Below are 12,546 nucleotides of genomic sequence, written 5' to 3' on the forward strand. Positions count from 1 at the left end.
GCGCGTAATTTTAAGTCAATGCTTTATCTGGCGTGTACTATCGTTCATTGTAAGATGAATTGAAGACACGCCCTAGTTTTTAGTATAACAGAAGCTATAAACGTAATCTGGAAAGGCAGAAGCCGTTGCTAGACTTACAACAAGTGTGAGGTTAACCTGAAGCATCGTCCTTATCTACGAGACCATCCCAGATTCTGTGTAACTGCCATTTAGATTAAATGCTTGCTGATACGGTCATCAAACATAATCATAAAGCGATTAAGAGCAGACGTCCAGTTACGGATCGGCATTGACCACTTTTTGGATGCCTGCTGGGTGGCTAAGTACACCACCTTGAATGCCGCCTGATCAGACGGGAACACCTTACGCTTATTCACCGCCGTTCGAATCACACTGTTTAGCGACTCTATCGCATTGGTGGTATAAATCACTTTTCTGATGTCTTTCGGGTACTCAAAGAACACCGTTAAGCCCTCCCAGTTATTGCGCCAAGACTTGATGACATGCGGGTACTCTTTGCCCCATACTTCATCAAAGTGCTCAAGGTTGGCCTCTGCCATCTCAAGCGTATCAGCACCGTAGATGGCCTTTAAATCAGCTGCTACGGCCTTCTTGTCCGTCCAAGGTACGAACTTCATCGAATAGCGCACCATATGCACGATACACAGCTGAACCTGAGCGTTAGGGTAGACCGTATTAATGGCATCAGGGAAGCCCTTTAAACCATCGACACAGGCAATAAGAATATCTTGAACCCCGCGGTTTTGTAGTTCAGTGAGAACACCAAGCCAGAATTTGGCGCCCTCGTTCTCTGATAGCCACATGCCAAGCAGCTCTTTTTTACCATCAAGAGCAACGCCTAAGGCCAGATAGATAGCTTTGTTGATGATCTGTTTGTCCTGACGAACTTTGACGACAATGCAGTCTAAGTAGACGATAGGATAGACGCTGCTCAGTGGCCGGTTCTGCCAAGCGGTGATGTCATCCAAGATATTGTCAGTGACTCTTGAGACAAGAGAGCTTGAAATGTCGACGTCATAGAGCTCTTTGATGCTCTCTACAATCTCAGTAGTGGTTTGACCTTTGGCGTATGAGCGAGGATCAGCAAGTGTCTGGGAGACACTTGCCCGAAGCGCAAGACGTAAGGCTATGCCTGTAGTGAAATATGATTTTGTCATCAAGACCTGAAATACGGGTTTGATGCTTACTGACAAGTACAGGCTCAAAGCTACTGTCGCGGTCTCTGGGGGTGGAGATCTCAAGCTCGCCTGTGTCGCTACGGACTCTCTTTTTAGTGTGCCCATTGCGCTTATTAGGCCTGTCTGCCTTTTCATGCTTGGGGTAGCCGAGATGCTCTTCCATTTCTGCTTCTAGGGCAGTGTCGATGAAGGACTGCATGAGCTGCTTTTGAAAGTCTTTGATGTCATCGAAGCTTTTCATGCTGCTGGCCATTTGCTCAGCCAGTTTCTTGATGTCAGATTGAGTAGTCATTGCTTATTCTCCGGTTAGTGGATTATAAGCAGTTACATAAAGTTTGGGAAACTCTCATGGAAAATTGCCTTTTGAGTTTGAAGCAATGTACAATGATAAGATTAACCCGTTAGGTCAGGTGGCCTAACTTAAATAAAAAGTCTCCGACAAACCCGGTACGGTTCACTATCTATTGTTATTCTTACCTGAAATTGATGTGAGCTTATAGAGACAAGGTAAATTTGCAAAAGTGCCGGCTATTCAGTGTTCATTGAATGTTTAATTTAATTTATTAAGCTTGACCTTGGAGTGGCTCTAAGCCTTATACTTGGTACAAATTTTTCGGTTGTTATGATGATGCGTTCTACTACATGGATTACAGTCTTGGTTGGATTGTTCATGTTCCAAAGCTTTTGGAATGTGGCGGCGGCCTTTTGTGTCCATGAACAACAGCCTCAATCACAGCAGAGTTATCATTTTGGTCATCACCAAAATACCTTGTGTGCCAGCGATAGTCGTCAACACGATCATAATGGACAGTCAGAAAACATAAAAACATTCAGTAGCGATTTAGAAATCGGTGAAGATCATCAAGATCATCTACCATCGATGATGCATTTGATTGTACAAAATGAAAAAGTAGATGTGTTTCATCCAAGCTCTGAAGTTAAAGTGAATCCACAATTTCATTGGAAAAACAGCTATCAGGCTCCTGACCTGTTTCAACAAAGCCCACCTCCCGAATTTTCCCCGCTCATGGTGGGGTAGCCTAAAACATTCCCACCACTTTTATTATTTAAATAAGTGGGAAAAATCATGTCTTCACAATCAATTATACTCTTGCGTCATAGCTTGGTTGCTTGTATATGTGCAGCGGCTATGCAATATAGCTATGCTGAAAACGTTACCAGCTTTGAATCCGCTTTAGCAAAAGTACAAAGTTACCAGACTCAAGACAAGCCGTGGCAACAAGTTCAGCAAATATCTGAATTGAATATTCAGCAAAGTCGGTTATGGCAGAATCCAAGTATAAGTTTAGAACAGTCTGGCTTTGGCTCAGGTCAAGAACAGGAATTCAATGTTGGCGTTAGTCAACCTCTAGATCTATTTGGTCAGCGTAAGCTGAACCGGGTGATTGCCAATACCTCGAATCAACAAATCCAATTGCAACAGCAATTATGGAAGGCACAAAGCCAACTGATTGTTAAATTTGCATGGTCGCAATTTGCACTTGCTGAGGTTGAGCAGTCTGCTTATTCAGTACAGTTAAAAACAAGTAAAGTCAATCTGGACAGTGCCCAGAAACGCTATCAGGCAGGCAGTATTGCCCTGGTTGATTTTGAGCGTGCCCAAATTGAAGCGCTAGAAATCCAACGACTTTATGAGCAAGCGATGCTGAATAAACAAGCTGCCGGTCGTCAGCTGTCTAATTTGTGGGGGGGAGAAACATCTTCACATCTTCAATTGAATAAAACCGCTATCCCTTGGCCAGAGCAAAGTCTCCAAACTGTGCAACGGTATATTGCTGAAGGGTGGCTAGAAAAATTCTATGCCTTGAACATTCAGCAATCGGATCATCAAATTGAAAATTTAAGAATTCAGGCACGTCCCAATCCGACTTTAAATGTAGGCATGAAACGTAGCAAAACCCCTAATGGAAGCAACGATACGACTTTAGCAATCGGCGTGGCTATTCCACTGAATATTTTCAATCGCCAGCAATATGCGATCCCGATGGTCCAGCAACAGCAAATATTGCTGAACCAACAGCAGCAGCGTGAGCTGAAGCAACAAATACTCGATATTGCCAACAGCAGGCATCAGCTCAAAGGTTTACGTAGCCAGTTCGATGCCACAACAGCACAAGTTACTTTGGCGACCAAAGTTCAGAGCCGTACTTTACTAGGGTTTCAGGCAGGGAAACTGTCCATTACCGACGTTCAGCAAGCAACCACCCAACTGCAGAATCTTCGATTGGGTCAATTACAAACTCTACGTCAAGCTTGGCAAACTGCCCTAGCAGCTGAGGCACTCAGTATTGGCACAAGTTATGAAGAAATTAGCCGTTCGGATGCCTATACACAACTGAATAAAAAGGCAGTCGAAGCATCGCAAAATTTAATCAATGGGGGAGCACGATAAAATGAACGCCAAGCAAAACGGAAAAATATCCAAGTCTCTCATGATTGTAGTTTTGATTCTGATTACGGTCTTGGTCAGTCTGGCTATTTGGTTAAGTTCAAAAAAAACTGAATCTGAGGGGCAGGGTTATGATGAGGGAAATGCCGAATATTCTGATGAAGATAGTTCTGAAGAAGGACATGCTGAAGAAGGCGAAATACAACTGACCAGCCAACAAATGGTTGAACAAGGTTTAAAAGTTGCTGTTGCATCCACAGGATTGGTTGAAAAGCTGACAACCCTGCCAGGTAAATTGGTGGTGAATACCGATCAACAAGCGCATATATCGCCTAAATTTAGTGGTTATGTCGAGCAGATCAATGTGGCTTTAGGACAGAGCGTGCAAAAAGGACAAACGCTGGCTGTACTAACCGTGCCTGAACTGATCGACCAACAGGCAAATCTGCGTATGGCACAGGTGAATCTGGATTTGGCCCGTAAAGATTACCAGCGCGAACAGCAACTCTGGTCACAGGGGGTTTCTGCCAAACAGGATTACCAGCGTGCCGAAAATGCCTACCGTCAAGCGCAGATTACTGTCCAGTCCTCACAAGCACGTTTAAATGCATTAGGTGCAAGTGGCAATAACAATGGGCGTTTTCTGATTAAAGCACCGATCTCTGGGGTGATCAGTCAAAAAGATATTGTGGTCGGTGAAAATGTGCAACTGGCTAATCAGCTCTTTGTCATTGAACAGCTGAAAGATTTATGGCTTGAGTTTAATTTGCCGAATCAATTCTCAGGTCAACTGCAAGCCGGGCAAAAAATTGACTTTAAAGTGAATGATTCAGATCAAAGCTATAAAGCTACTGTACAAAGCTTAACCTCTCAGGCAGATGTACAAACAGGGCGTCTGGTGGTGCGCGCAAAACTCGATGCGCAAGCTACTGAGTTGCGTTCTAATGTGTTAGTGAGAGTGTTGATTCCGGAAGCTACAGCAAAATCAGCCCTTCGGATTCAAAAGTCTGCGCTGCAAAGTATTGAAGGTGAAGACAGTATTTTCATCGTAGATTCAGAACAAAAAGGTCAAGTCCACTTAAAAGCACAGAAAGTGCAATTGGGGCAGGCTTCAAGTGATGGACAATGGCTTGAAGTGATTTCTGGGCTGACTGAAGGGCAGAAGTATATCGCTCAAGGCAGTTTCTTGTTGAAATCTGAATTAGAAAAAGACGAGGCAGGCCATGGACATTAATTCTGATCTACCAAAACCAGAAGGTTTATTCGAACGAATCATTCAGTTTTCCATACAAAATGCGATTTGGGTGTTGCTCTTTGCCTGTACCTGGATTGCGGTCGGGGTGTATAGCTATCAGAAACTCCCGATTGATGCTGTACCCGATATTACCAATACCCAAGTCCAGATTAATACTCAAGCCAAGGGTTTTACTGCGCTTGAAGTCGAACAGCTGATTACCTATCCCATTGAAAATGCCATGGCTGGCATTCCGGATCTGGAGCTTACCCGTTCCATATCCCGTTATGGACTCTCTCAAGTCACCATTATCTTTAAAGATGGGACTGATATTTATTGGGCCCGTCAGCAGATTAACCAACGGACACAGGAGGCGCAATCTGAGTTGCCTGCACAAATCGCACCGACGATGTCCCCCGTTTCTACGGGTCTCGGTGAGATTTATCAATGGGTACTGAAGGCAGATCCGAATGCGAAAAAGCCGGATGGAACTGCATACACGCCGATGGATTTGCGTGAGATTCAGGACTGGATTGTGCGTCCTCAACTGCAACGTGTTAAGGGAGTTGCAGAGGTCAACAGTATTGGTGGTTTTGAAAAAACCTATGTGGTCTCTCCCGATTTAAACCGGATGCAGCAACTGAATATCTCATTAGAACAACTGCAACAGGCTTTAGCGCAAAATAATGAGAACCGAGGTGCAGGTTATATTGAAGACAATGGTCAGCAACTGACGGTACGTGTACCGGGTACATTCAATGGGCTTTCTGATATTGAGAACACCATGCTGGGTAGCCCAAATGGCAGCCCAATTCGGGTTGGTGATATTGCGCAAGTCTCTATTGGGCATGATTTAAGAACCGGTGGGGCAACCTATAACGGCAAAGAAACCGTTTTAGGGATTGTCATGATGGCGATGGGTGGAAATAGCCAGACTGTTTCTAAAGCTGTGGATGCCAAGCTTCAAGATATTCAGAATAGTTTGCCTAAAGGGGTAGTGATTGAAACGGTGTACGACCGTACTATCTTGGTTGAGAAGGCGATTAAAACCGTTCAGAAAAACTTGGTAGAGGGAGCAATCCTGGTCATCATCATTCTGTTCCTGTTTTTAGGGAATATCCGTGCTGCCTTGATTACTGCCTGTGTCATTCCACTCTCTATGCTGTTTACCTTAACCGGGATGGCACAGCAAAATATCAGTGCCAATCTGATGAGTTTAGGTGCACTCGATTTCGGCATCATTGTCGATGGTGCTGTGGTGATTGTCGAAAACTGTATCCGGCGTTTAGCCCATACACAGCAACTGTTAAAACGACCTCTCACACAAAGTGAACGCTTTAAGGAAGTTTTTCTGGCTGCCCGCCAAGCACGTCGTCCTCTTATTTTTGGTCAGCTTATTATTTTGGTGGTGTATTTGCCGATTTTTGCTTTAAGTGGTGTGGAAGCAAAAATGTTCCATCCGATGGCATTGGCAGTGGTACTCGCCCTTGTTGCAGCCATTATTTTATCGATCACCTTTGTGCCTGCTGCTGTGGCATTGTGGGTCAAAGGCGATATTCAAGAAAAAGAAAGTCGTTGGATGTTATGGCTAAAAGCTAAATATCAGCAAACTCTTGATATTTCGTATCAATACAAAGCAGTTGTGCTGACTTTTGCACTGTGTTTATTAGTGATTACGGGATTTATCAGTACCAAACTCGGCAGTGAATTTGCACCACAGCTCAGTGAAGGAGACTTTGCGATACAACAGTTACGTTCACCAAGTACAGGCTTAGAAGAGTCTTTACGTATTCAGGAGAATACTGAAAAACTTCTTTTAAAGAGTTTCCCTGAAATTAAGGCAGTATTTGCCAGAACGGGTACAGCCGAGGTTGCAACAGATGTCATGCCACCCAATATTTCAGATGGCTATATCATGTTAAAGCCTCGTTCAGAATGGCCAAATCCTAAAGAAAGTTTAGATGAATTACGTGGCCGTATGGTGACGTATTTAGCCACGATTCCAGGCAATAATAGTGAATTTTCACAACCGATTGAACTCCGATTTAATGAATTGATCTCAGGTGTGCGTAGTGATGTTGGTGTGAAAATCTTCGGTGATGATATGAATGTCCTCAATACTGAGGCGACTAAAATCTCCAAAATCATTCAGCAAATATCGGGTAGCAGTGCCGTGAAAGTTGAGCAGACCTCAGGTTTGCCATTACTGAATGTCGAGGTAAATAAAACTTTGGCTGCACAATATGGTTTGAGTGTGCGTTCAATTCAAGACCTTGTGGCAACCAGTATTGGTGGACAAAGCGTGGGAGAGATTTTAGAAGGCGATCGTCGTTTTGATTTTGTTATCCGTCTTGGAGAGCAAGACCGTAGTGTCGCATCTGTTTCCCAGTTACCTATTCAGCTTCCAAATGGTGGCAGTATTTTATTGTCGGATGTCGCGCAAGTCTCGACCATTGAAGGAATCAACCAAGTCAGTCGAGAAAATGGTAAACGCCGAGTTGTGGTTACAACGAATGTTGAAGGGCGTGATTTAGGGTCTTTTGTTTCTGATGTACAGACACAGCTCAAAGCATACACTTTGCCAAGTGGTTATTGGATAGAATATGGCGGTCAGTTTGAAAATTTGGCTTCAGCCAAAGCACGGATGCAAATCGTGATTCCACTGGCTTTAATCACTATCTTTATTTTACTGATGGCGGTCTTTCACAATGTCAAAGAAAGTCTATTGGTCTTTACCGGGATACCCTTTGCCTTGACCGGTGGTGTGCTGTTCCTTTGGCTAAGGGATATTCCATTATCGATGTCAGCTGGAATTGGCTTTATTGCCTTATCTGGTGTTGCAGTCCTCAATGGACTGGTAATGCTGACCTTTATTAAGGAATTAAGGGACAAATATCCAGTGCATAAAGCCGTGTGGCAAGGGGCTATTTTGCGCTTAAGACCAGTGTTGATGACAGCTTGTGTGGCTTCACTGGGTTTTGTACCAATGGCGCTGGCAACCGGAACAGGGGCTGAGGTTCAACGGCCACTGGCAACCGTAGTGATTGGCGGGATTATCTCTTCAACATTACTAACTTTGGTGCTGTTACCCGTGCTTTATCGTTGGATAAATGAAAAAAAAGTTTCTTAATCCAATAGATTAGTCGATTTACAGCAGAGATATTGGCTGTTATCCAATATCTCTGCTCATCATAAATAGAATAAGGAAAATATTTTATGTCAGAACATCATGATCATAGCCATGCGGTTGTTACTGAAGAAAATAGTAAGAAGTTAATGGTTGCCTTAGGTTTAACGACTACTTTTTTAATAGTAGAAGTTGTCGCTGCTTTTATTACCCAAAGTTTGGCTTTGTTATCTGATGCAGCTCATATGTTTACTGATGCAGCCGCTTTAGCTATTGCTCTTGCCGCTATCAAAATTGGTAAAAAAGCCGCAGATGATAAAAGAACTTTTGGCTATCAGCGATTTGAAATTTTAGCGGCTCTGTTTAATGCGGTGATGCTTTTTGTGGTAGCAATATATATTGTATATGAAGCTTATCAACGTTTTACGAATCCTGCTGAAATTCAAAGTGTTGGAATGATGATTGTCGCGGTTGGTGGTTTGGTCATAAATTTGATTTCAATGAAAATCCTTTCTGCTAGTGCTGAAGGAAGTCTAAATATAAAAGGTGCATATTTAGAAGTTCTTAGTGATGCTCTAGGATCGATAGGCGTGATTATCGGAGGAATAGTTATTTATTTTACCCAGTGGATGTGGGTTGATACCGTAATCGCTGTGTTAATTGGCTTCTGGGTCTTACCTCGAACTTGGATTTTATTAAAACAAAGTATTAATATTCTGCTTGAAGGAGTTCCTGATGAGATTGATATTGAGTCGTTAAGAAATGATTTATTGAAGCTAGAGGGCGTTGAAGGGATTCATCAGTTGAAAGTCTGGGCTATATCCTCAAGAAATATTCATTTAACTGCTCATTTGGTTGCTCCGAATAGCAATACAGATCAACTCTATCAAAAGGCCTTAGAAGTTCTAAAACATAATCATAATATTACTGAAATTACGTTACAAATAGAAAATACGAAATGTAAGGCACTGTTGCAAATAGAGATTTGAGTCGATGATGTTCCCTTTAAAAAGTACTTAGAGACCGAAAACCCTGTTGATTAGACACACTTCACCCTGAGGCTGACCATAATAAAATGACGATGCTTGTCCTTTACGTAGTGCACGCATGACTTCAATACCTTTAATTGTGGCATAAGCCGTCTTCATAGATTTGAATCCTAATGTGGCCCTGATGATCCGCTTTAACTTACCATGATCACATTCAATGACATTATTTTTATACTTAATCTGCCTGTGCTCAATATCTACTGGACATTTTCCTTCTCGCTTTAATCGTGATAAAGCATGGCCATAGGTCGCTGCTTTATCTGTATTGATGACCCGTGGAATTTGCCATTTTTTCACCGTATTGAAGATCTTTCCTAGAAAACTATAGGCTGATTTACTGTTCCGTCTAGCGGAAAGGTAAAAGTCAATCGTATGACCCCGTTGATCAACTGCACGATACAGGTAAGTCCATCGCCCCTTCACTTTGATATAAGTCTCATCCATATGCCATGAATGTAAATCTGTAGGATTACGCCAATACCAGCGTAAACGTTTTTCTATTTCAGGAGCATAACGTTGAACCCAACGGTAAATAGTCGTGTGATCAACATTCACACCCCGTTCGGCCAGCATTTCCTGCAGTTCACGATAGCTAATGCCATATTTACAATACCAGCGCACAGCCCAAAGAATGATTTCGCCCTGAAAATGCCGACCATGGAAAGGATTCATATGCTGCACCTTTAGCTAAAACAGTCTTCAGCTTACCATTCGTGGTTATTTGCAACAGTGCCCTTACTTCAAAGCCAAAATTTTTCGGGCACCATTCAGTACGAATAAAGAAACCAGTATGCCAATGATTAAGTCTGGATAAGCTGATCCCGTCCACGCCACGAGTACACCGGCAAATATAACGCCCATATTTACGACAACGTCATTCGCCGAGAAAATCCAACTGGCTTTCATATGTGCGCCATCTTCTCGATGACCAGAAATAAGATATAAGCATGTCACGTTAGCTATAAGTGCGAGCAGGCCAATAACAATCATGAGCGTTGATTCTGGCTCGCTTCCAAACATGAATCGTCTAATGACATCAACAATCACGATAACAGCAAGTAATAACTGAATCCAACCTGCGAAATGGGCTGCTTTTATTTGATATTTCGCAGCTTTTCCGACGGCATATAGCGCAATACCATAAACGGCTGCATCGGCAAACATATCTAGAGAATCAGCAATCAATCCTGTAGACGCAGCAATAATACCGCTGATGAATTCTATAAAGAAAAGTAGAGCATTAATACCTAATAACAGTTTAAGTACTTTAGCTTGTCTCACAGGATCAGGTTCATTAGGTATATCGCCTGAAGAAAGCTGTATTTCATCAAGTTTCGCCCCAAAACCCAGTCCTTCGAGTTTGGCCGTAATTTGCTGACTCCCTTCATTATGGAAGACTTTCAGTTTTCGATTGGGAAGATCAAAAGTAAGACCTTTAACTGCTTCAATATCTGCAAGAGCCATACGGACCATTTGCTCTTCAGCAGAGCAATCCATTTTAGGAATGGTATAGGTACTTGTTTGCTTAGCCTGTTGATTGCTTATATAAGTTTCAGTCTTCACAAGCTTTGCACCAAAACCCAAAGCTTCAAGTTTGGTAGTTATATTTTCATCTTTTTGATTATGTAGAACCTTTAAAGACCGGTTAGGTAAATCAAAGATGAGTTTTTGAACACCATCAATTGAAGATAGCGCCATACGAACCATCTGTTCTTCCGCAGAACAATCCATTTTGGGAACTAAGTATTCACTCATGTAGTGCGAATCTTTTAAAACGTTTTCAGTGCTTAAATTTTCTTTGGGATCAGAACCACAACAGGATTGAGCGGTATCTTCACAACTGTTTGAAGTGTTACAGCAAGGAGATGAAGATTTTTCTTCTTCCTCTTCACCACAACAGCTAGGCGTATTATCACAATTCTTTGAATTGCTTGCTTCTGCAATTGATGGATGATTTTCTTGTTGAGATTTCTTATCTTCGTATGGTGTTTCTTTACTACATCCACAGCCACTCATAGTTATACCCATTAAAAAAATTTATAAACTTTGAATATTAGAATCCCTATAGTTACTATAGAGTCAAGAATCTTTGGAAATACTAACTCAATGCATTTAAAAATTGGTGAACTCTCTAAAAAAACCTCATGTTCAGTATTAACAATTAGGTTTTATGAAAAGGAAGGTTTAATTCCGGAACCGGAAAGAACGGAAGGAAATTACCGCCTTTACGATGTAGGCTATGTTGAGCGAATTAAATTTATTTTGAATTGCCGAACTTTAAATATGAGTTTGAATGAAATTCGTCAATTACTTACCTATAAAGACAAACCTGAGAAAAATTGTTCAGATGTGAATGAATTAATTGACTTACATGTCAGTGCTATCAGAGAAAATATAATCAAGCAACAAAAGCTTATTGAACAATTATCTGATTTAAGAGGTACTTGTGATGGTTTATGTACAATTGACCAATGTGGAGTTTTAAAAAATCTAGCTTGATTATCTAGACCTATGCTTTTTTCAAAAAATCGGCACTGTTGCAAATAACCACGAATGGTAAGCTGAAGACTGTTTTAGCTAAAGGTGCAGCATATGAATCCTTTCCATGGTCGGCATTTTCAGGGCGAAATCATTCTTTGGGCTGTGCGCTGGTATTGTAAATATGGCATTAGCTATCGTGAACTGCAGGAAATGCTGGCCGAACGGGGTGTGAATGTTGATCACACGACTATTTACCGTTGGGTTCAAGAGACCATCCCGAATTCTGTGTAACTGCCCTTTAGATTAAATGCCTGCTTATACGGTCATCAAACATAATCATAAAGCGATTTAAAGCAGACGTCCAGTTACGGATTGGCATCGACCACTTTTTGGATGCCTGCTGGGTTGCTAAGTACACCACTTTGAATGCTGCCTGATCAGATGGGAACACCTTACGCTTATTCACCGCTGTCCGAATCACGCTGTTTAGCGACTCTATCGCATTGGTGGTATAGATCACTCTTCTGATGTCTTTAGGATAACCAAAGAACACCGTTAAGCCCTCCCAGTTATTGCGCCAAGACTTGATGACATGCGGGTACTCTTTGCCCCATACTTCATCAAAGTGCTCAAGGTTGGCCTCTGCCATCTCAAGCGTATCAGCACCGTAGATGGCCTTTAAATCAGCTGCTACGGCCTTCTTGTCCGTCCAAGGTACGAACTTCATCGAATAGCGCACCATATGCACGATACACAGCTGAACCTGAGCGTTAGGGTAGACCGTATTAATGGCATCAGGGAAGCCCTTTAAACCATCGACACAGGCAATAAGAATATCTTGAACCCCGCGGTTTTGTAGCTCAGTGAGAACACCAAGCCAGAATTTGGCGCCCTCGTTCTCTGATAGCCACATGCCAAGCAGCTCTTTTTTACCATCAAGAGCAACGCCTAAGGCCAGATAGATAGCTTTGAGCTATGCTGAAGAAACCGTACAACTAAACTTGGTAAACTAAGCACAATTATAGGAGTTTACCATGACCAAGAAA

The 12,546-nt window shown here is 42.3% G+C and carries 8 protein-coding genes and 3 pseudogenes; 7 read left to right on the plus strand and 4 right to left on the minus strand.

Annotated features, from left to right (window positions below; translation table 11 throughout):
* Positions 1-209: 209 nt before the first annotated feature.
* Positions 210-1,491, minus strand: a pseudogene (locus QO187_RS13450) (IS256 family transposase).
* A 336-nt stretch (positions 1,492-1,827) separates the two neighbouring features.
* Between QO187_RS13450 and QO187_RS13455 the strand changes: the two are divergent.
* The 5 genes from QO187_RS13455 (at position 1,828) to QO187_RS13475 (ending at position 8,959) form a co-directional block, all read left to right on the plus strand.
* Positions 1,828-2,238: a cation efflux protein, CzcI-like gene (locus tag QO187_RS13455; RefSeq protein ID WP_197707698.1), complete on the plus strand. Its 411-nt coding sequence runs from the start codon at positions 1,828-1,830 to the stop codon at positions 2,236-2,238.
* 48 nt (positions 2,239-2,286) lie between these two features.
* Entirely contained in the window at positions 2,287-3,612 is a 1,326-nt protein-coding gene (locus QO187_RS13460; RefSeq protein WP_102093419.1) for a TolC family protein, read from the plus strand.
* A gap of 1 nt (position 3,613) precedes the next feature.
* Positions 3,614-4,843: an efflux RND transporter periplasmic adaptor subunit gene (locus QO187_RS13465; RefSeq protein WP_102093421.1), complete on the plus strand. Its 1,230-nt coding sequence runs from the start codon at positions 3,614-3,616 to the stop codon at positions 4,841-4,843.
* Entirely contained in the window at positions 4,833-7,973 is a 3,141-nt protein-coding gene (locus QO187_RS13470; protein WP_102093422.1) for an efflux RND transporter permease subunit, read from the plus strand. Before QO187_RS13465 ends, QO187_RS13470 begins: the two co-directional genes overlap by 11 nt.
* Before the next feature lie 86 nt (positions 7,974-8,059).
* Positions 8,060-8,959: a cation diffusion facilitator family transporter gene (locus QO187_RS13475; protein WP_102078870.1), complete on the plus strand. Its 900-nt coding sequence runs from the start codon at positions 8,060-8,062 to the stop codon at positions 8,957-8,959.
* Positions 8,960-8,986: 27 nt separating this feature from the next.
* On the opposite strand, the gene QO187_RS13480 is transcribed toward QO187_RS13475, so the two are convergent.
* The gene (locus tag QO187_RS13480; protein ID WP_019383564.1) at positions 8,987-9,691 is read right to left on the minus strand and encodes an IS6-like element IS1008 family transposase; all 705 of its coding nucleotides are present in this window, start codon (positions 9,689-9,691) and stop codon (positions 8,987-8,989) included.
* A 63-nt stretch (positions 9,692-9,754) separates the two neighbouring features.
* Positions 9,755-11,035: a cation transporter gene (locus QO187_RS13485; RefSeq protein WP_102078869.1), complete on the minus strand. Its 1,281-nt coding sequence runs from the start codon at positions 11,033-11,035 to the stop codon at positions 9,755-9,757.
* 90 nt (positions 11,036-11,125) lie between these two features.
* Here QO187_RS13485 and cadR point away from each other — a divergent pair, with 90 nt between their 5' ends.
* Positions 11,126-11,518, plus strand: coding sequence for a Cd(II)/Pb(II)-responsive transcriptional regulator (cadR, locus tag QO187_RS13490; RefSeq protein ID WP_000550240.1), 393 nt, complete (start codon positions 11,126-11,128; stop codon positions 11,516-11,518).
* A 93-nt stretch (positions 11,519-11,611) separates the two neighbouring features.
* A pseudogene (locus QO187_RS13495) lies at positions 11,612-11,779 on the plus strand (IS6 family transposase); the annotation flags it as partial.
* A gap of 19 nt (positions 11,780-11,798) precedes the next feature.
* On the opposite strand, the pseudogene QO187_RS13500 reads toward QO187_RS13495, so the two are convergent.
* Positions 11,799-12,470 (minus strand): annotated as a pseudogene (locus QO187_RS13500) (IS256 family transposase); the annotation flags it as partial.
* Between the last annotated feature and the right edge of the window lie 76 nt (positions 12,471-12,546).

This window comes from Psychrobacter sp. Arc9, assembly GCF_041431295.1.
In the GTDB taxonomy this organism is placed as follows: domain Bacteria; phylum Pseudomonadota; class Gammaproteobacteria; order Pseudomonadales; family Moraxellaceae; genus Psychrobacter.

What these genes read in the sequence shown, in the direction of transcription:
- QO187_RS13475 (WP_102078870.1), top strand. Translation starts at nt 8,060, where the DNA reads ATGTCAGAACATCATGATCATAGCCATGCGGTTGTTACTGAAGAAAAT.
- QO187_RS13470 (WP_102093422.1), top strand. Translation starts at nt 4,833, where the DNA reads ATGGACATTAATTCTGATCTACCAAAACCAGAAGGTTTATTCGAACGA.
- QO187_RS13480 (WP_019383564.1), bottom strand. Translation starts at nt 9,691, where the DNA reads ATGAATCCTTTCCATGGTCGGCATTTTCAGGGCGAAATCATTCTTTGG.
- QO187_RS13455 (WP_197707698.1), top strand. Translation starts at nt 1,828, where the DNA reads ATGCGTTCTACTACATGGATTACAGTCTTGGTTGGATTGTTCATGTTC.
- QO187_RS13485 (WP_102078869.1), bottom strand. Translation starts at nt 11,035, where the DNA reads ATGAGTGGCTGTGGATGTAGTAAAGAAACACCATACGAAGATAAGAAA.
- QO187_RS13465 (WP_102093421.1), top strand. Translation starts at nt 3,614, where the DNA reads ATGAACGCCAAGCAAAACGGAAAAATATCCAAGTCTCTCATGATTGTA.
- cadR (WP_000550240.1), top strand. Translation starts at nt 11,126, where the DNA reads ATGCATTTAAAAATTGGTGAACTCTCTAAAAAAACCTCATGTTCAGTA.
- QO187_RS13460 (WP_102093419.1), top strand. Translation starts at nt 2,287, where the DNA reads ATGTCTTCACAATCAATTATACTCTTGCGTCATAGCTTGGTTGCTTGT.